At 68.1% G+C, this 19,774-nt stretch carries 14 protein-coding genes; 9 read left to right on the plus strand and 5 right to left on the minus strand.

Features of this window, described 5'->3' with window-relative positions; genetic code table 11:
• Window positions 1-102: 102 nt before the first annotated feature.
• The gene (locus AC1DGE_RS05355; RefSeq protein ID WP_441416927.1) at window positions 103-969 is read right to left on the minus strand and encodes a DUF1206 domain-containing protein; all 867 of its coding nucleotides are present in this window, start codon (window positions 967-969) and stop codon (window positions 103-105) included.
• Window positions 970-1,140: 171 nt separating this feature from the next.
• Between AC1DGE_RS05355 and AC1DGE_RS05360 the strand changes: the two genes are divergently transcribed.
• Complete coding sequence (locus AC1DGE_RS05360) at window positions 1,141-1,677, plus strand: hypothetical protein (protein WP_441416928.1); 537 nt, start codon at window positions 1,141-1,143, stop codon at window positions 1,675-1,677.
• A 100-nt stretch (window positions 1,678-1,777) separates the two neighbouring features.
• Here AC1DGE_RS05360 and AC1DGE_RS05365 read toward each other — a convergent pair whose 3' ends face one another.
• The gene (locus AC1DGE_RS05365) at window positions 1,778-3,220 is read right to left on the minus strand and encodes a PucR family transcriptional regulator (RefSeq protein WP_476892062.1); all 1,443 of its coding nucleotides are present in this window, start codon (window positions 3,218-3,220) and stop codon (window positions 1,778-1,780) included.
• Window positions 3,221-3,380: 160 nt separating this feature from the next.
• On the opposite strand from AC1DGE_RS05365, the gene AC1DGE_RS05370 reads away from it, so the two are divergent.
• Window positions 3,381-4,811 (plus strand): gamma-aminobutyraldehyde dehydrogenase, encoded by a 1,431-nt coding sequence (locus AC1DGE_RS05370; RefSeq protein ID WP_476892063.1) that lies wholly within the window; start codon window positions 3,381-3,383, stop codon window positions 4,809-4,811.
• A gap of 68 nt (window positions 4,812-4,879) precedes the next feature.
• Window positions 4,880-6,235: a 4-aminobutyrate--2-oxoglutarate transaminase gene (gene gabT, locus AC1DGE_RS05375; protein ID WP_476892064.1), complete on the plus strand. Its 1,356-nt coding sequence runs from the start codon at window positions 4,880-4,882 to the stop codon at window positions 6,233-6,235.
• A gap of 116 nt (window positions 6,236-6,351) precedes the next feature.
• Here gabT and AC1DGE_RS05380 read toward each other — a convergent pair whose 3' ends face one another.
• Complete coding sequence (locus AC1DGE_RS05380) at window positions 6,352-7,185, minus strand: AMIN-like domain-containing (lipo)protein (RefSeq protein ID WP_476917031.1); 834 nt, start codon at window positions 7,183-7,185, stop codon at window positions 6,352-6,354.
• Window positions 7,186-7,375: 190 nt separating this feature from the next.
• Between AC1DGE_RS05380 and AC1DGE_RS05385 the strand changes: the two genes are divergently transcribed.
• Window positions 7,376-8,248 carry a universal stress protein gene (locus tag AC1DGE_RS05385; protein WP_441416933.1) on the plus strand — a complete coding sequence of 291 codons (873 nt, stop codon included), beginning with the start codon at window positions 7,376-7,378 and terminating at the stop codon, window positions 8,246-8,248.
• A 29-nt stretch (window positions 8,249-8,277) separates the two neighbouring features.
• On the opposite strand, the gene rarD is transcribed toward AC1DGE_RS05385, so the two are convergent.
• The gene (rarD, locus tag AC1DGE_RS05390) at window positions 8,278-9,327 is read right to left on the minus strand and encodes an EamA family transporter RarD (protein ID WP_476892066.1); all 1,050 of its coding nucleotides are present in this window, start codon (window positions 9,325-9,327) and stop codon (window positions 8,278-8,280) included.
• A 179-nt stretch (window positions 9,328-9,506) separates the two neighbouring features.
• Here rarD and AC1DGE_RS05395 point away from each other — a divergent pair, with 179 nt between their 5' ends.
• From AC1DGE_RS05395 to AC1DGE_RS05410, 4 genes are all read left to right on the plus strand, one after another.
• Window positions 9,507-10,967, plus strand: coding sequence for an FAD-dependent oxidoreductase (locus AC1DGE_RS05395; RefSeq protein WP_441416935.1), 1,461 nt, complete (start codon window positions 9,507-9,509; stop codon window positions 10,965-10,967).
• Between the two features lie 116 nt (window positions 10,968-11,083).
• The gene (locus AC1DGE_RS05400; RefSeq protein WP_476892067.1) at window positions 11,084-12,532 is read left to right on the plus strand and encodes an amidase; all 1,449 of its coding nucleotides are present in this window, start codon (window positions 11,084-11,086) and stop codon (window positions 12,530-12,532) included.
• Between the two features lie 61 nt (window positions 12,533-12,593).
• Window positions 12,594-12,881, plus strand: coding sequence for a hypothetical protein (locus AC1DGE_RS05405; protein WP_476917032.1), 288 nt, complete (start codon window positions 12,594-12,596; stop codon window positions 12,879-12,881).
• A gap of 113 nt (window positions 12,882-12,994) precedes the next feature.
• Complete coding sequence (locus AC1DGE_RS05410) at window positions 12,995-14,422, plus strand: GAF domain-containing protein (RefSeq protein WP_476892069.1); 1,428 nt, start codon at window positions 12,995-12,997, stop codon at window positions 14,420-14,422.
• An 88-nt stretch (window positions 14,423-14,510) separates the two neighbouring features.
• On the opposite strand, the gene AC1DGE_RS05415 is transcribed toward AC1DGE_RS05410, so the two are convergent.
• Window positions 14,511-17,861 carry a lamin tail domain-containing protein gene (locus tag AC1DGE_RS05415; RefSeq protein WP_476917033.1) on the minus strand — a complete coding sequence of 1,117 codons (3,351 nt, stop codon included), beginning with the start codon at window positions 17,859-17,861 and terminating at the stop codon, window positions 14,511-14,513.
• 375 nt (window positions 17,862-18,236) lie between these two features.
• On the opposite strand from AC1DGE_RS05415, the gene exaC reads away from it, so the two are divergent.
• Window positions 18,237-19,760, plus strand: a complete 1,524-nt coding sequence (exaC, locus tag AC1DGE_RS05420) for an acetaldehyde dehydrogenase ExaC (RefSeq protein ID WP_476892071.1) — start codon at window positions 18,237-18,239, stop codon at window positions 19,758-19,760.
• The last annotated feature ends 14 nt before the right edge of the window (window positions 19,761-19,774 follow it).

Here is a 19,774-nt window from a genome sequence, read left to right on the forward strand (position 1 = left end):
CCGGGGGCGTGCGCGGCACTTGTCGGAAGAGAAGGGAACGCCGTGCCGGGTAGCTAAAACGATATCCCCGGCTCCGCTCGGCAACAAGGGAGGAAACCTGCGCTACATCCGGCCGAACCGGGCGCGGATCAGGGCGAAAACCCCGTAGGCCATAAACCCTGCGCCAATGGCCAGCAGCAAGTATGGCCCGAACGGGTGGTGCTGCAGCGCCTTGAGGCTTCCGTCCAGCCCGGTGGACGAGCCAGGGTCATTGGTGGCCGCGGCCATCACGAACAGCAGACCGGTCAGGACCAGCGCCAGGCCTTTGGCCACGTGGCCGGCCACGCCCAGGCCGCTGATGAGGTGGCCGCGGTGCGTGCCTTCGAAGTGGCGCAGCTCCTCCTTGAACTTCTTGCCCAGGCCCTTGACCACGAAGAAAACGCCGATCCCACCCACGGTCAGTCCCAGTCCGATCAGCAGTGGTGCGCCCAGCGGCCGGTTCATCAGGGCTTCGCTGAAGGCCGCGGTGGAATCCCCCGAGTCGCTGCGGAAACCCAGGGCGAAGCTGGCAAAGGTGAAGCCGACGCTGCCGTAGGCGATGGCCAGGAAGCCCGAGGAGACCAGCTTGCCCAGCCGTTCACCGCGGGGCAGGTGCCTGGCCCGCAGGGTCGCCTCGCTCAGCTGCCACAGGGCGAGTCCGGCGCAGCCGGTGAAGCAGAGCCACAACACCGCCGGACCCCAGGGGTTGGCGGCGAGCTGCTCGATCGCTCCGGTGGGCTCGGCCTGGCCCGGCGCCCCCAGGACCAGCGCGACGGCGATCACGCCGATGACAATGTGGAGCAACGCCATCACGGCGAACCCCCACCGCGCGACGACGTCGAGCACCCTGCTGTTTGAGGCGGCCTCTGCGGCATCGGCGGCTTCGCCGATGCCAGCCGCGTGGCGCGGCACGGCCTGCCCTTGCGGGAGCTCCCTGCTGATTTCTTCCATTGCTTCGAGCTTACGCGTAACGGATCGGCTGCCTGGAAGCTCCGTCCGGCGGTCGGCGGCCCGAAACCGGGACTACCAACTTGTTGGTAAGTGTGCTTACTATGTCCGGGGTGCGGCGTCGCATGTGGCCGCACCATTCCGGATTCGAATTCACACGATAGGAAGCTCACCATGGCAGGTAATCTTGTTGCCCGATCCATCCACGACCTGACCGCCGGCGCGTGGTTTGGCGGTTCGCTGATGGGCGCCATCGGGCTGAACGGCGCGACGGCGGAGGCCAAGGATCCCGCCGAGCGCACCCGTCTGTCCAGCCTGGGCTGGAAGAAGTGGGCCCCGTACCAGACGGCCGCATTCGGCGCGCACTTCCTTTCCGGCCTCGCCATCATGTGGGAGAACAAGGGCCGGATGACCAAGCAGGACGGCGTGACCCGGCTGAGCATCTACAAGTCGATCGTCACCCTGGCCGGTGCAGCCGTGACCCTGTACGCCGGACTGCAGGGCGCGAAGGTGGACAAGCTCGCCGCCGAGGGTGCCGAGGGCGCCACCGAGCCCAAGCCGGGCGCCTCGGAGGAACTTCGCTCTGCCCAGCAGCAGCTGAAGATCCTGCAGTGGGCCATCCCGGTCTTCGCAGGGTGGGTGATCGTCCTGGGCGCCAAGCACGGCGAAATGCAGCGGCCGAAGAACGTCTTCAAGGGCCTCTCCCGCTAGCCGCGCTGGTTCCACTCCGACGCGGGGTCAGAACGTTCCCACGGCAATTGCCGGATGGGCGCGGTCTGACCCCGCGTTGTTGGAGGCGGGGGCTGGTGCGTCAGCGCGGCTGCCGGGCGCTGAGCCGCTGCACGGCCAGCGCCAGCCAGAGCTGGACCCGGTCCGCGGTCTGCGCCGGGTCGTAGCCGGTCAATTCGGTGATTTGCGCCAGCCGGTAGCGGACCGTGTTGCGGTGCAGGGTGAGCTCCTCGGCGACGGCGGCGACCGAACCGTTGTTGCTCAGGTAACTCTCCAGTGTGGTCATCAGTTCGGCGCCGTGCGCGGCGTCGAAGTTCCGGAGCGGGTTCAGTGACTCGTTCGCCATGTCCGCCAGCGGAACGTCCTCGCTGGCCAGCAGCAGCGAGGTCAGGCTCAGCCGCTCCGGCTCGTTGACCGGCAGTCCGTGGCTGGCGGCGTCGCGGGCCTCGAAGTAGCTCCAGCGCAGGCCGTTCGGCTTCGTGTACGCCCCGCCGATGCCGATCGTGGCGTGGATGCCCGCCTCGGCGAGGTGGTCGCTGAGGCTCCGGGCCAGGGCGCCGGCGCCGCTGCCGTCGTCGTGCACCAGCACCACCAGGTCCTTGCCGACGACGGCGGTCACCGCCGCCGCCAGCGGCTGAGGCAGCGAGGAGCTGCCCAGCTGCTTGGCGTGGGCGGCCGATTCCGCCAGCAGGACCACGTTCTTGCGGGTGCTGTTGACGCCGATGCCGGCGAGCCGGCGGGTGGCTTCGGTGGCATCGAGGGTCCCGTGGATCACGTCCTCAAGCACTTGCCCGGCCAGGGCGCGCTGCGACTGGCGTTGCTTGACCATGTTGTTGAGCTCGACGCTGATCAGGTTCTGCGCATAGCCGATGATTCCGGAGTCTTCGAACGGGTGCCTGACCCACAGCGTGCAGGCGTCGCGGCGGCCGGTCGGGATCGGGTACGAGGCCCAGCCGTCCGACGTGGGGGAGGGGTTGCCGGCGGCGCTGTTGTAGAGCTGCGCGGTGAACTGGGTCAGGACGATCTCGGTGCGCAGCATGGAGCCGAGGTGCCTGAGCAGCTCGGCGAGGCCGCCGCCGGTCAGCAGGGCGCGGGCCAAGACCTGGTGCCCCGCGATCAGGCGCTCCAGCTTGGCGTAGTGGTCCGCGGACTGGGCGTCGGCCACGAGCTTGCCGATGGCGATGAAGGGTGTCTCGTAGGGCACTTCCACCACCGGAAGGCCCCAGCGGTTGGCCTCGGCGATCAGGGCCGGCGGCACCGCGTCGTGTGTCAGCCCGATCCCGAAACCGATGCCCACGGCGCCGGCGCGTTGGACCTGGCGGACGAAGCGGCGCTGCTCCGGGGCGGTCCTGAGCCGCATCCCGGTGGTGAGGACCAGTTCCCCGCCGTTGAGGAAGCGCTGCGGGTCTTCCTGCTCCGTCACCGCGACCCAGTGGATGTCCTGGTGCCAGGTGGTCTCCGCGAGGCCCGATTTCGTCAGCTTGAGGGACGGAACCCCCAGCAGGGCCGCGAGTGAAATTGCCATGGAATCAGGATAGCCGGGGGCTGGTCAACCGCACTAAAGTCGCGCTGCTTCGGTGTGCAGCTGCCTATTCCCTGCCTTGCGTGCCTGGCATAGGCTCGGAGCAGTCGCAGATCCCCTCATACCTGCCTTTCCGAGGCCAGCACGAAAGAGGTTGTACACCGTGGTTCAAACCTTGCAGAACTTCATCAACGGCGAGTTCGTCACCCCCGCCGGGACCGCCCTGCTGGACATTGTCAATCCCACCAACGGGGAGGTGGTGGCCAAGTCGCCGGTCTCGGTGCAGGCCGACGTCGACGCCGCCATGACCGCCGCGAAGGACGCCTTCGCCAGCTGGAAGCACGTCACCCCCGGCCAGCGCCAGCTCATGCTCCTCAAGCTCGCCGACGCCGTCGAAGCCAACAGTGACGAACTCGTCGAGGCCCAGCACCGCAACACCGGCCAGGTCCGCTCCCTGATCGCAGCCGAGGAGGTTGCCGCGGGGGCAGACCAGCTGCGCTTCTTCGCCGGTGCCGCCCGGATCCTGGAGGGCAAGTCCGCCGGTGAATACCTCGAGGGCCACACCTCCTACGTGCGCCGCGAACCGATCGGCGTCGTAGCGCAGGTTGCCCCCTGGAACTACCCGTTCCTGATGGCGATCTGGAAGATCGGCCCCGCACTGGCCGCCGGCAACACCGTGGTGCTCAAGCCTTCCGACACCACGCCGGAATCCACCCTGGTCCTGGCCCGCCTCGCCGGCGAGATCCTCCCCGCCGGCGTGCTCAACGTCGTCCTCGGCACCGGCGAGACCGGCGCCATGATGGTGGAGCACAAGGTCCCGGGCCTGGTCTCCATCACCGGTTCCGTCCGGGCCGGCATTGCTGTCGCCACCGGCGCCGCCAAAGGGCTCAAGCGCGCGCACCTGGAGCTCGGCGGCAAGGCACCGGCGATCGTGTTCAAGGACGCAGACATCAAGAAGAGCGCCGCGGCCATCGCCGAGTTCGCCTTCTTCAACGCCGGCCAGGACTGCACGGCAATCACCCGGGTCCTGGTCGAGGATTCCGTGCACGACGACGTCGTCGCCGCCATGGTGGAACACACCAAGACCCTGCACACCGGCTCGCAGAACGACGAAGACAACTACTTCGGCCCGCTGAACAACGTCAACCATTTCAACGCGGTCACCAACGTTGTTGAGCACCTGCCGGCGAACTGCAAGATTGAGACCGGCGGCCACCGGGCGGGGGAGAAGGGCTTCTTCTTCGAGCCCACCATTGTCACCGGCGCCAAGCAGACCGACGACATTGTCCAGAAGGAGACGTTCGGCCCGGTCATCACGGTGCAGAAGTTCAGCACCGAGGCCGAGGCGATCGAACTGGCCAACGACGTCGAATACGCCCTCGCCTCCAGCGTCTGGACCACGGACCACGGCACCGCCATGCGGGTCAGCCGCGACCTGGACTTCGGTGCCGTCTGGATCAACACCCACATCCTGCTCACCGCCGAGATGCCGCACGGCGGCTTCAAGCAGTCCGGCTACGGCAAGGACCTCTCGATGTACGGCGTCGAGGACTACACCCGCATCAAGCACGTCATGAGTGCGCTCGATGCCTGACGCGGCTGCCTAACGCTCCCGCCAGACCCGGCCCCGCCGACCCATACACGTTTAGAAAGGCCTTCCCCATGACCACCACAGCAAACGACCTCACCTACCGTCTGGAGCAGAAGCGCCGCGTCCAGGCCGACTTCCCCGGCCCCAAGTCCGTGGCCCTGACCGAGCGCCGCAAGGCGGTCGTCGCGTCCGGCGTCGCCTCCAGCGTCCCGGTCTACGTCGCCGACGCCGACGGCGGCATCATCCAGGACGTCGACGGCAACTCTTTCATCGACCTCGGCTCCGGCATCGCCGTGACCAGCGTCGGCGCCTCGGATCCCGCCGTCGTCGGCGCGGTGAAGGAAGCCGTGGAGCACTTCACCCACACCTGCTTCATGGTGACGCCCTACGAGGGCTACGTCGCCGTCGCCGAGCAGCTGAACCGGCTCACCCCGGGCGACCACGAGAAGCGGACCGTGCTGTTCAACTCAGGCGCCGAAGCCGTGGAGAACGCCGTCAAGGTGGCCCGCCTCGCCACCGGCCGGGACGCCGTCGTCGCCTTCGACCACGCCTACCACGGCCGGACCAACCTCACCATGGCGCTGACCGCCAAGGCGATGCCGTACAAGACCAACTTCGGCCCGTTCGCGCCCGAGGTGTACCGGATGCCGATGAGCTACCCGTACCGCGAGGAAAACCCGGAGATCACCGGCGCCGAGGCCGCCAAGCGTGCCATCACCATGATCGAGAAGCAGATCGGTGGCGAGTCGGTGGCCGCGATCATCATCGAACCCATCCAGGGCGAGGGCGGCTTCATCGTCCCGGCCGAGGGCTTCCTGCCGGCCCTTGCCGCCTGGGCCAAGGAGAAGGGCATCGTCTTCATTGCCGACGAGGTCCAGTCCGGGTTCTGCCGCACCGGCGAATGGTTCGCCGTGAACCACGAGGGTGTCATCCCGGACATCGTCACCATGGCCAAGGGAATCGCCGGCGGCATGCCGCTCTCCGCCATCACCGGCCGCGCCGACTTGCTCGACGCCGTCCACCCGGGCGGCCTCGGCGGCACCTACGGAGGCAACCCGGTGGCCTGTGCCGCGGCGCTGGCGGCCATCGGCTCGATGGAGCAGTACGACCTGAACGCCCGGGCCCGCCACATCGAGGAACTTGCCCTGGGCAAGCTGCGGGAGCTCGCGTCCGAGCTCACCGTGGTCGGTGACATCCGTGGCCGCGGCGCCATGCTCGCGATCGAACTGGTCCAGGCCGGCTCCAAGGAACCGAACCCGGAACTGACCAAGGCCGTTGCCGCCGCCTGCCTCAAAGAGGGTGTCATCATCCTCACCTGCGGCACCTACGGCAACGTCATCCGGCTGCTGCCGCCGCTGGTGATCAGCGACGAGCTGCTGCTGGACGGACTCGAGGTGCTGGCCGCGGCGGTCCGCGCCAACGCCTAAGCGCCGGCGGGACAACCCCAGCGGGACAACCCCGGCGGGACACCCCCAGCGGGACACCACAGAGCAACATGAACGAGCCGCGGACCGAGAAGTCCGCGGCTCGTTCGCGTCCGGGCCTACTTCCAGGAGCTGGCGTCGAGCTGGATCGCGACGACGTACAGGTGCCGGCCCTGCTCGATCTTCTCCACCTCGTAGACCCGCACCTTGGTCTGCTGCACGGCGGTACCCGGGCGGCCGACGCCGATCCCATAACTAAGGACCCCTTCGAAGTCCCCGGCCGGGGCGTAGCGGGTGAGTGCCCGGTAGCCGATCGACGGGGCAGGGCTGCTCTTGACGGTGCTGCCCTTCCCGTCTGCGGTGTGCGCCTGGGCGCCGTGGGAGACAACTTTCAGGATGGCGCCCGTCCCGGGCATCGGCACGGGCAGGCCGCTGCCGTCGGCGATCAGTTCGGGGACGAACGAGATGTCGTAACTGGGAAAGGCACCGTTGAACCGGAAGCTCAGCTGGTCATAGGGCGGGGTGTCCGAGGGGTGCTGGCCGGCGCCAATGGCGTACAGCGTGGGCAGGGGCTCCGCCGGCGGCGGGGCCAACGGTACGGGATTGCTGTGCGTGGTCTTGAACGGCGACTTCGCTCCAGGCCAGGCCCAGTCATGGGTAATAGTCGAGGAGATCACGCGGTCGCCGTCCTGCGGGGCTTTGGTCTCGTCGGAATCCGGAGACGGCGTCGCGGAGGCCGACGGCGTCGCCGAGGCGGTGGATGAGGGCGTCGCAGTGCCGGAAGGTGTGGAGGTCGACGTCGCCGATGCCGTCGCTGATTCCGTCGCCGACGCGGGGCTGCTCCCGGAGGGTTGGGGCGAAGAAGGGGTGCAGCCGGTCAGCGCGAACAGGAAGATCAGCACTCCCAGCCCGCTCGTTTTTGCCGCGAACCCGGTGTTCCTGGTCAGACTCATGGTGAGCTCCCCTCCACGGCTTCAGCGTAGTCGCGGAAATTTGCGTGCCGCAGGGCCAAAAGTCACCCACTATTCCCCGCAACGCTGGGCTAGAGTCGTTCCTACCACTGCAGGAACGCAGACCGGCCGACGTCGCCCGGAACCCCGGAGCCAAGCTGGATTCTGCCCCAGACCCATAAGGGGTTCTTACATGCGATACGTAGTTGGCTACACACCCAACGACCGCGGCGCCGACGCCGTCGCCCTGGCTTCCGCCATGGCCCGCGCCCAGGGCGCGCACCTGGACCTGGTTCATGTGGTGGACCGGAACACACCCTATGTCGCGCTGAACCCGCAGGGAAACCGCGTCAGTGCCGCGGAGCAGTCCGTGCTGACGGCGGAGCGGCAGGGCCTGTCCCTGGTACCGGAGGGCCTGGAGGCCAGGTTCCACGTGCGCCAGGCTGATTCCTTCGCCGCGGGACTGATCGACGCCGCCAAGGAATACCGCGCCGGCCTGATCGTCGTGGGTGCCGCGAACAGCGGCCTGTTCAAGCGGTACAGCGTCGGCAGCGTGGCCAACGCCCTGCTGCATGCCTCACCGGTGCCGGTTGCGCTGGCGCCCCGCGGCTACCGCAACACCGACCCCATCACCCGGCTGACCCTCGCCGTCGGCCAGCGTACCGGCGCGGAGGCGGCGATCGACGTCGCGATTGAGTCGGCCGAGCGCCGCGGCGTGCCGCTGCGGCTGGTCTCGCTCGTCGAACTTGACGCCGAGGGCGACGGCGGCGAAAACGTCAACGCCGCGCATGTCCACGCGAACACCGTCCTGAAGGCCGCGGCCGAGCGCCTGCCGGCGGGACACCACGTCACCGTGGAGGTCGCGCACGGCCGGACCATTGAGGAAGCCATCGATGACCTCGACTGGGACGACGCGGAGATTATGATAGTCGGTTCGTCCCGCCTGGCGGAGAAGAACAAGCTCTTCATCGGCAGCACGGCCAACAAGGTGCTCCGCGCCCTGCCGGTCCCCATGGTTGTAGTGCCGCGCGACTACGTGCGCATCGACACCAGCCCGGACGACTAAGCCGGCGCCGCCGCCTGGGCTGGCCTGCCCTAGGCGGCGGCGCGGGCCAGCCTGCGGGTGACGGAGTTCTTCCGGGCCGTCCGCAGCATGTCCGCCGTGAGCAGCAACAGCGCGAGCCAGACGACGCTGAAGCCGATCCAGCGCTCCGGGGTCATGGCCTCCTTGAACACCACCAGCGCCACGATGAACTGCAGTACCGGGGCGAAGTACTGCAGCAGCCCGATCGTGGTCATCGGCAGCCGCCGCGCGGAGGCGCCGAAGAACAGCAGCGGGACAGCGGTGATGACGCCGGACGCGGCAAGCAGCCAGAAGTGTCCGGCGCCGTTGGTGGTGAGCGAGGCGGCGCCGGTCAGGGCCAGGACGATCATGGTCACGCCGGCGATCGGCGCCAGCACGATGGTTTCCACCGACAGGCTGGTGATCGCGTCCGCCCGCGGACCCACACGTTTCTTGACGAAGCCGTAGAGGCCGAAACTGAACGCCAGGGTCAGGGCGATCCACGGGAGCTTGCCGTAGGAATATGTCAGTACGCCCACCGCGATGAAACCGACGACGACGGCGGCCCACTGCAGCGGCCGCAGTTTTTCCTTCAGGACAAAGACGCCCAGCAGCACGGACACGAGCGGGTTGATGAAGTAGCCCAGCGATGTTTCGACGGCCTGGCCGGTGGTCACGCCGTAGGTGTAGGTCAGCCAGTTGATCGCGATCAGGACGGCCGCGAGGGCCAGCGGACCGATCACGGTACGGTTCCGGAACGCGGCGCCGATCACCCGCCAGGCGCGGGTGACGGTGATAAGCAGGACGCAGAAGAGCAGGGACCAGACCACGCGGTTGGCCACGATCTCGACGGCGCTGGCCGGGTGCAGCACGAAGAAGTACAGCGGGAGCAGGCCCCACAAGCCGTAGGCGCCGATGCCGAACAGGATCCCCGCCGTCGTGTCCTTGTCCACTGCCTTGAGTCCAGGTGCCGCGGCGGGGCCAGCGGCGTCACCGGCGGCTCCGGCAGCGGGGGCAACGCCGCCCGGGGAAGTCAGGGATGCGGGAGCGGGGGATCCGTCGGAGATAGGCACAAGACCCATAACACCACCCCCGGCGCGGCTATTCCTGCCGCGGAGCCCGGCAGGGCGGCCGCGGCGTCTGCGATGTCCGTCACCTGCGTTCTCCCTTACCGGGGACCACCCCACCGCGGGGGCATTTAGAATAGGGGACTGTGCGCTGTATCTGCCGGCGCACCCGCCAAGACTCAGAAGGGCTCCCGGTGTCCAACTCGGCCGAAACCTCGCCTGAAAGAACGACCAAACGTCCCCTCCGCGTTGCGATTGTCGGCGCCGGACCGGCCGGTGTCTACGCCGCGGACATCCTGACCAAGTCCAACGAGGTCAAGGACGGCGACTTCGAGGTCAGCATCGACCTGTTCGAGGCCTACCCGGCGCCCTACGGGCTCATCCGCTACGGCGTGGCGCCGGACCACCCGCGGATCAAGGGGATCGTGAACGCCCTGCACAAGGTGCTGGACCGCGGCGATATCCGCTTCCTCGGCAACGTCAGCTACGGCCGGGACCTGACCCTGCACGACTTCCGCGCTTTCTACGACGCCGTGATCTTCGCTACCGGCGCCATCAAGGACGCGGACCTGGACATTCCGGGAGTCGGGCTCGAAGGCTCGTTCGGCGGGGCCGACTTCGTCTCCTGGTACGACGGGCACCCGGACGTTCCCCGCGACTGGCCGCTGGAGGCCAAAGAAATCGCGGTGATCGGCAACGGCAACGTGGCCCTGGACGTCGCCCGGATGCTGGTCAAGCACGCAGATGACCTGCTGGTTACCGAGATTCCGGACAACGTCTACCAGGGGCTCAAGAATTCGCCGGTGACGGACGTGCACGTCTTTGGCCGCCGTGGACCGGCGCAGGTGAAGTTCACGCCGCTGGAGCTGCGCGAGCTCAGCCACGCGAAGGATGTGGACATCGTGCTCTACCCGGAGGACTTCGAATTCGACGAAGCCTCCGACGAGGCCATCCGCACGAACAACCAGATCAAGACCATGGTGAGCACCCTTGGCAACTGGCTCGTCGAGGAGCACGCCGAGGCCGAGGAACCGTCCTCCCGCCGGCTGCACCTGCACTTCCTGCACAATCCGGTCGAGATCCTCGGCGAAAAAACAGGCGACGCTGCGCATCCCGGCAAGGTGACGGGCATCAAGTTCGAGCGCATGCGGCTGGACGGCACGGGCAACGTCAAGGGCACCGGCGAGTTCGTCGATTACCCGGTCCAGGCCGTCTACCGCGCCATCGGGTACCACGGCTCCCAGCTCGACGAGCTGGAGTACGACGCGCGGCGCGGCGTCATCCCCAACGAAGGCGGCCGCGTGCTCGGCGCCGACGGCAAGCCCGTGCCCGGCATTTACGCCACGGGTTGGATCAAGCGCGGCCCGGTCGGCCTGATCGGCCACACCAAGGGAGATGCGCTGGAGACCATCGGCTTCCTGCTCGAGGACCGGCTGACCCTTCCGCCGGCCCAGAACCCGGATCCGCAGGCCATCATCGACCTGCTCGAAGAGCGCGGCATCCAGTACACCACCTGGGAAGGCTGGAACAAGCTGGACGCCCACGAGCTGGCCCTCGGCGCGGCGTGGACCGCTTCCCATCCGGACGACGGCGTGGTGCGCGAACGCATCAAGGTCGTGCCGCGGGAAGAGATGATCCGGATTTCCCGGGACTGAACCGCCGAACCGCAGTAGGCGTTGACCTGTTCCTGCGCTGCGCCCGGACGTAGAATTCACCCGCGGGGACTGCAACGGCTCGCTCATAGCCCCGGGTCCCCCTCCGGGAGGCAGCCGTGGATGACGAACTTCGGTGGATGGACGGGACAGGGCAGTCCGATCTGGTCCGCTCCGGCCAGGTTAGTGCGGCAGAACTCCTCGCCGAGGCGAGGGAACGGATCAGGGTACTGAACCCAGCCCTGAATGCCGTGATTGTCGAGCTGGACGGGGACGCTCCCAACACCGGCAGCGCCCAGCCCGGTGACGTCTTCTCCGATGCTCTTCCTTTCCCCGGCGTGCCGTTCCTCGTCAAGGATCTGGCGCTGGAAATTGCCGGAACGCCCTTCTCCGAAGGCTCCCGCTGGCTTGCGGGGAACGTCTCCCGCCACGACCAGGAGCTCGCACGCCGCTTCCGCCGCGCCGGACTGGCCGTCATCGGCAAGACCAACACCTGTGAGTTCGGCCTGAGCCCGCACTGCGAACCGCTCCTGCACGGGGCTACACGCAACCCGTGGGACTTGTCCTTGTCCACGAGCGGATCGAGCGGCGGGTCGGCAGCGGCAGTCGCGGCGGGGATCGTTCCGATGGCCCACGGCAACGACCTCGGCGGGTCGCTGCGCTATCCGGCGGCATGGTGCGGAGTGTTCGGTCTCAAACCGACCCGCAGCCGTGTGCCGCTGGGGCCGGAATACGGCGACGTTGTTGGCGGCCTCGCTGCCGAATTCGCCTTGACCCGCACGGTCCGCGACGCGGCGGCGCTGCTCGACGCCGTCGCGGGTGCGGCTCCGGGGGACCCCTACCGGGCCCCGCCGCAGCTCCGTCCCTATGTGGCCGAAACCGCGACACCACCGGGACGGCTGAGGATCGCGGCCACTGCTACCCCCAACCGCGGCCAGCCGGTTCATCCTGACTATCTACGGGTCTTCGACGCGACCGTGGACTTGCTGAGCGACCTCGGTCACGAGCTCGAGGAAGGGCGCCCGGCGCCGCTGGACCGGGCCGGACGCCGGGCCCTCCGCGACGTGTACGCTGCTGCAGCGGCCTGGATCGAGGGGTACTGGACCCGGCGACTGGGGCGGGGGCCCGAACCGGGCGAGCTGGAGCTCTACACCGAAGTCCTGTTCGGGCGCGGCCGGAACGTCGGCGCGGGGGACTACCTGCAGGGCGTGGAGGAACTGCAGCGTTTCAGCCGCCGCGTTGCCGGCTTCTTCGAGCTGTACGATCTCTGGCTGACGCCGACGGTCGGCTGGCCGCCGCTTCCGCTGGGCACGCTCACGGCGACTCCGGAGAACCCCCTCCGCGGGGAGCAGGAGGCCGGCCGTTTCCTGATGTTCGACGGCGAGTACGCAAACGTCACAGGCAACCCGGCCATGTCCATTCCGCTGGGCACGGATTCCGCCGGGCTGCCCGTCGGGATGTCTTTCCTCGCGGGTTTCGGCGCCGAAGCAAGTCTCTTCAGGCTTGCTGCCCAGCTTGAACAGGCCAGACCCTGGGCCGGGCGACGGCCCGCAACCACTGCGCGGTGAGCCTCCGCGAGGACCGCGCCGGAGAAACCAAACACCGCAATCAATGCAAAGGAGACAGGCAATGTATCTGGGAATGTACAGCTTCCGCGGGAACCCGGCGGAGCTCCTTGCAGCACACGACCGGATGCTGGCGCTCTTGCCCGCCGGCCAACTGGAATTACATCTTTGCGTGCAGACCGATGAAGGCATCGCTGTCCTGGATACCTGCCCTAGCAGGGAGGTTTTTGACGGCTTCAGCAGCAGCGCGGAATTTCGGAAAATGACTGCCGACGCCGGCCTGCCCAGCCCCGAGATCCGGGCTCTTGGCGAGATTCAAAGCTACGTTCTGCCGTCGGACGCCACCGGCTGAGGCCCGGGCGGGTGCATTCCCAATCTCCCGGCACGGAACTAGACTGGGCCGGACGACGCTGCCTCCGGCACGCCGTCGCGCGCTCAAGAGCGCGCCAGCCAGGTGGGAGTTCAATGAGGAATCCAGTCGAGCAGACGGCCCCGCGCGGCTCCGGCCACGGCCTGAGCCCGGAGCTGCGCCAGCAGTATGCCTACGCGGGGCACGAGCAACTGGACTCCATAGGCCTGGCCGGTGAGCAGCCGCCCGGGCTCCGCAGCCTGATCCGGGAATCCTGGCAGCGCTCCGCGCAACTGCACGCCAACCCGGACAACCCCGAAGCCCCGCTGGCCATGGACCGCGAGGAACTCGAGGAATACCGCCGGCAGCACCCGCTGGCCGCGATCATGCCCGTGATCCACAAACTGCTGGTCCTGCCCAGCCACGACAGCGGCATGCTGGTGGCCGTCGGGGACGAGGTGGGCCGGCTGCTCTGGGTCGAAGGGGACCCCGCCATGCAGCGCCGCGCCGAGGGGATGATGTTCGTCCCCGGCGCAGACTGGTCCGAGGCCACCGTGGGCACCAGCGCCCCCGGCACCGCGCTCGCCCTTGGCCGCGGCATCCAGATCGCCGGCGCCGAACACTACAAACGCTCCGTCCACCCCTGGAGCTGCACGGCCGTGCCGTTCCACGACCCGGATTCCGGGGCCCTGCTGGGCGTCGTCGACATCACCGGCACCGAATCCGCCGTCGCGCCGCACACCCTGACCCTCGTCGAGGCGACCGTCGCCGCCGCGCAGGCGCACCTGCGGGTGGAGCGCCTCCAGCTTGCCGCCGCCCGGCAGGCCGCCCCGGTTCGACGCCGGCAGACCGCCGCCGCGTCTCGCGCCGGGTCCGACGCCGGGTCCGACGCCGCGTCCGGCGGAGCGCGGCCCGCCCGGGCGGGCTCCAGGGCGCCCGGCAGCCTGTACCGCAACAGCCTGCAGCTGCTCGGCCGCGATCAGGCCGTATTGAGCATCGACGGCCGCACCGTCACGCTTTCGGCCCGGCACAGCGAAATCCTCACCCTGCTGAGCACGCATCCGGAAGGCCTCAACGCCGAGGAGCTGAGCTCGCTGCTCTACCCGCGCGACGGCTCCACCATGACGTTGCGCGCCGAGATGGTGCGGCTGCGCAAGGTCCTGCAGCAGCTCAATCCGGACGCCGTCCCGGAGTCCAGGCCGTACCGCCTCCCGGTGGACCTCGTGCCGGACTCCGGCCAGGTCCTCAGCTGCCTGCAGCGCGGCGCGCACCGGATCGCGCTGGAAATCTACCGCGGCGCAGTCCTGCCGCGCTCCGAGGCGCCGGGGATCACCGAGCTCCGCAGCCGCGTCTCGTCCCTGCTGCGCGAGGCCGTACTGACCGACGGCAGCGCCGAATCGCTGCTGAAATATGCCGAACTGCCGGAAGCGCGGGACGACGTCGAGGTCCGCACCGCCGCGCTGAAGCTGCTGCCGCCGCGCTCGCCCAGGCGCGCCGCCGTCGTCGCGGACCTGGAGCGGCTCGAAGCCGAATTCGGCGCCTGAGCAGGACGCGCTCTCGGCGCTGCATGGCGCACAAAGAAGTCCCCGCCGGCGTCGTCTGCGCCGGCGGGGACTTCTTTGCCGAGTATCGCTAGTTGGTGCGCCCGGCCCAGAGGTCGTCGAAGCTGACGGTCAACGGGGTCGGCGTTCCGGTGGTGCTGAGGTAGCTGTAGATGCCGATTCCACCGGCGCTCTGCAGCGTGGCCGTGCTGTCGGTTGTGCTCAGTTGCCAGTTCGCCGGTTCCGCGGTGCCCACCTTCCAGACCTTCGCCCGGATGGTGGTCGGTGCGGTTCCGGTAACCTGCAGCCGGAACTGAAGCCGGTCCCCGGTATTGAAGGTCAGCCCGGACACTGTYGCGGCACTCATGTTCGTATTCGTGCTGCGGGTCAGGTGCAGGCTCACCGCGCCGGCGGAATTAACCACCACCCGTGCACCGTAGGTATCCGCACCCACCCGGCGGCCGATCAGGCCGGTGTAGATGCTGCTGGCGGTCGGCCGGTTGAAGCCGATCGTTGCCCGCACCTCCGTGTCRGTGGAGGAGACACCGTCAAGGTAGGCGTAGCGGTTGGCGGCAGCGGGGCTGGCAATCGTGGCCGCACTGCCGTTGACGGCGAAGTTCGAGGCTGTCCCGGACAATGTCCAGGGCCCGCCCGTTTCCGCCGTCCCCAGACCGCCGGTGACCGTGCGGGTAAACGTGTCCTGAGCCAGGACACTGCCCGCCGGCGGCGCGGCAACGCTTACCGAATGGCTGACCGTACCCTTGGCGCCGCCGTTATCCGTCACGGTCAGGGTGACCGTATACGTCCCCTCGGCAGCGTAGGTGTGGCTCGCCGTCACCCCGGTCCCGGTCCCGCCGTCACCGAAGTCCCAGGCGTACGAGGCGATCGTGCCGTCCGAGTCCGTTGAACCGGCCCCGTTCACGTTCGCCGTCAACCCGCTCACCCCACTCGTGAACGCCGCAACAGGCGCCACATTYGACGGCGGAGTCCCCTTCGTGTTTGCCAGTCCCGGTGTGCCGCCGGTGGTGGACACCGCGGTCCAGTTCGACGCAACGGAGTTGTCCGCCGTCGGCGAGGTCAGCTCCAGCGAAGGGCCGGCGCCGTCTGCTGCAGTCGGCCACGGCGCCGCGTTCGAGTAGGTCACGGAGTCCACCACCCGGCTGCCGTCGCGCAGCACTATGGCTTCGCCGGCGTCGTCGAGAGTGCCCGTGAACGTGCCGCCCACAAAGCGGTTCGCCCCGGTGTAAGCGAGGCGGAACGCCTTGTCATTCGCCACGAACACCACGCGTCCGCCGGCGGGGATCACCGTGCCGGGCTGGATCTTCAGGCCGACCGCATCGATCGTCCAGCCCGAGATATCCACGGCCGTGCTGCCGGGGTTCGCCAGCTCGATGTACTCCCCACCGCTTCCGGCCGGGTGGTACTGGATCTCATTGACCACCACGTTCGCGTCGGCCGCCTGTGTGGTGGGCACCGGCAGGCCCGGGCCCGTGTTGCCGTTGATCGTGTTGCGGCGATCCGCCAGGCCGGCCAGGAACGCGGTCCGCGCCGACGCCGGCGTGTACCCGCCCCACTTAGCGCGGTCCAGGTTCCAGTCCGGCGTGGTCTGGGCCGATATCGCGTCCCACTGCGCCTCGTACTGCCCGGCCGGAAGGAACTGGTCGGCCAGGGTACGCAGCCGCCGGTAGAACATTTCCTTGATCTCCGGGTAGCTCAGCATGGCCTGAGTGAAATTGTTGGAGGTGTCCGGGGTCAGGAAGACGCCCTTGCCGTCCGAGGAGGGAGTGGTGAAGATCCAGTTCAGGTCCCACTGCCACATCTCCCACCGGCCGGTCCCGTCGGTGTCGCGGGCCAGCCACCAGTTGTACCAGCCGCTGTCCTGGTGCCGGACGATCGAGTTGATCGCCATATAGTTGACCAGCTCCGGCATGTTCACATTCTGGTAGATCCAGGCCTGCTGCGCCGCTGAGGGCGAGGCGTCGACCGAGTTGGACAGGGTCCAGACGTCGGAGAAGTCCTCGTCCTTGCGGGTCTTCTTGTCCAGCCAGCCCGAGGCCTGGAGCGCGGCCGGAGACGACGTGGCGCCCACGCTGCCGCCGTCGCCCTTGTAGATCGCCCAGTTGGACACGCCCTGGTCATCCCGCCAGCGGCCGTCCTCGGTCTCCATGATCCGGCCCAGGCTCCAGAAGGTGCCATTGCGCTGCGTACGGACCGGGACGATGTTCAGGGCCCGGTCGCCGCCGGCCTTCACGGTCGCCCAGCCGACGTCTGCGAAGTTGTCCGCGTAGTTCTGGAGCGCAAATTCGTCCAGCGGATAGGGCAGCTTGCCGCCAAGATCGAAGATGTAACCCTTGGGCAGCTCGACCTTCCAGCTCACCTTCGCATTGCTCCGGGAGGTGTTGCCGCGCACGTTCATCAGGGCGCCGTCGATGACCTGGCCGTTGTAGGCCCAGACCGCCGCGCCCTGGTAGTCGTCGTAGCGGTGGTTGGCCAGAATGTCGTTGTACACGGCGTCATCCATGAACCACTCGATGACAGGAAGCGAGCTGCTGACCGCGGAGTTCAGGACGACCACGCCGCGGTAGCGCACCGAGTCACCTGCCGCAGGTTCCGAGTAGCCGGTACCGCCCGCGGAGGCATCGACCCGGTAGCGGATCAGGTTGCCCGCGCTCTGACCCGGGATGGTTCCGGAATACACGCCGTCGCCTGCCCCTCCGGGGCTGGCCGCATCATCGACGAACGGAACCACGACGTCGGCGCCGAACATCACCTTGTAGGTGAGCTGAGCTGTGGAGCCGGTCCGGAGCCGGGCCGTAACGGCCACCGGCTGACCGGCGGCCGGCCGCGCCGGGGTCGCCTTCAGCTCAGCGACGACCGGCGCCGGCCCGGTCCCGTCGAGCGAGTTCTTGGCCCCGGGGGTGCCGCCCGCTGCCAGGCTCGCGCCCCAGCTGTCGGGCTGTGTGTTGTCCAAGGTCAGGTCGCGCAGTTCGAGGGTGGGGCCCGTCCCGTCAGGCGTCGATGGCCAGGGCGCGACGTCCGCGTAAGTGACGGTGTCCACGACGTTCAGCGCCGCATCGACCAGCGTGACCGCTTCGCCGCCGTTGCTCAGGTTTCCGCCGTAGACGGCGTTCGGGGCGAACCCGTATGTGGTCTGGAACTGGGCGGCATCCTTCGCCACCACAAAGTAGCCGTTGGCGGGAACCACGGTGCCCGCAGCGAAGACGGCCGTGACGCCGGCGGTGAAGGACCATCCCGAGATGTCCAGCGGAGCGCCTGATGTGTTGGTCAGTTCCAGGAAGTCGTCGGTATCCAGATCCGATCCGGAATGGTAGTTGAGTTCTGAGATCACCATCCCGCCCGACGTCGCCGCACTCGCCGGGACAGCCTGCGAGACCACGAAGGTGCTGGCCATCGCCGAAGCCAATGCAATGGCCGACGCCATCCGCCAGCCTCTTCCTCCTGCTTTTGTTGCCGTTTTTACCACCATGCCAAGAGCCCCCTCAATGAAGGTGTGAGCGCCGTTGGTGAGCAGCTGGACGCCCACGCCGCAACAGCCTGCGGCGTCACGCTGAGTATCGGAGGGGGCTCCAGCGGTGTCCATAGGTATTGCGGGGTGGAGGTAAGTACCAGAACACGGGCCCATTGCCTGGATAGTGGCCGCATTCCTGAACGAGCCCAGCGCAATGAGAGTCCGCGTGATCCGGCTCACATGGTTGCAACCTGCTCGCAACCTCCCGGCTCCTAGGCTGGTGCCAGCGGCGGCCGCAGAGATCCTGGCCGCTTCCGCCACCAATCTTGCACAGCAAAGGAGCTAGCAATGACTGTCTACGCACAGCCCGGTACCGAGGGCTCGAAGGTCACCTTCAAGGACCGCTACGAGAACTGGATCGGCGGCGAATGGGTTGCCCCGGTCAAGGGCCAGTACTTCGAGAACATCACCCCGGTGACCGGCAAGGCCTTCTGCGAGGTCGCCCGCGGCACCGCCGAGGACATCGAGCTGGCCCTGGACGCCGCGCACAAGGTCGCCCCGTCGTGGGGGAAGACCTCCGTCGCCGAGCGCGCGGCCATCCTGAACAAGATTGCCGACCGGATCGACGAGAACACCGAGATGCTCGCCGTCGCCGAGTCCTGGGACAACGGCAAGCCGATCCGCGAAACCCTCAACGCCGACATCCCGCTCGCCGCGGACCACTTCCGCTACTTCGCCTCCGCCGTCCGCGCCCAGGAGGGCCGGCTGTCCCAGCTCGACGACGACACCACCGCCTACCACTACCACGAGCCGCTCGGCGTCGTCGGCCAGATCATCCCGTGGAACTTCCCGATCCTGATGGCCGTCTGGAAGCTGGCCCCCGCGCTCGCCGCCGGCAACGCCGTCGTCCTCAAGCCGGCCGAGCAGACCCCGTCCTCGATCCTGGTGCTGATGGAGCTGATCAGCGACCTGCTGCCGGCGGGCGTCATCAACGTCGTCAACGGCTTCGGCGTCGAAGCCGGCAAGCCGCTCGCCTCCAGCCCGCGAATCCGCAAGATCGCCTTCACCGGCGAGACCACCACCGGCCGCCTGATCAGCCAGTACGCGTCCCAGAACCTGATCCCGGTCACCCTGGAGCTCGGCGGCAAGAGCCCCAACATCTTCTTCAACGACGTCGCGGATAACAACGACGCCTTCTACGACAAGGCTCTTGAGGGCTTCACGCTCTTCGCCTTCAACCAGGGCGAGGTCTGCACCTGCCCCTCCCGCGCCCTGGTCCAGGAAGGCATCTACGACTCCTTCATGGCCGACGCGCTGGCCCGCACCCAGAAGATAATCCAGGGCAACCCGCTGGACACCGACACGCAGCTCGGCGCGCAGGCCTCCAACGACCAGCTCGAGAAGATCCTCTCCTACATCGACATCGGAAAGCAGGAGGGCGCCAAAGCGCTTACCGGCGGCGCCCGCGCCGAACTGTCCGGCGACCTCGCCGGCGGCTACTACGTCCAGCCCACCATCTTCGAGGGACACAACAAGATGCGGATCTTCCAGGAGGAGATCTTCGGGCCGGTGGTTTCGGTGACCCGCTTCAGCGACTACAACGACGCCATGGGCATCGCCAACGACACCCTTTACGGCCTGGGCGCCGGCGTCTGGTCCCGCAACGGCAACGTCGCTTACCGCGCCGGCCGCGAAATCCAGGCGGGCCGGGTGTGGGTCAACAACTACCACGCCTACCCGGCCGGCGCCGCGTTCGGCGGGTACAAGTCCTCCGGCATCGGCCGCGAGAACCACGCCATGATGCTGGACCACTACCAGCAGACCAAGAACCTGCTGGTCAGCTACAGCGAGAACAAGCTCGGCTTCTTCTAAGCCGTTGCGGCGGG

The sequence above is a fragment of the Arthrobacter sp. 05N425 genome (assembly GCF_056397125.1).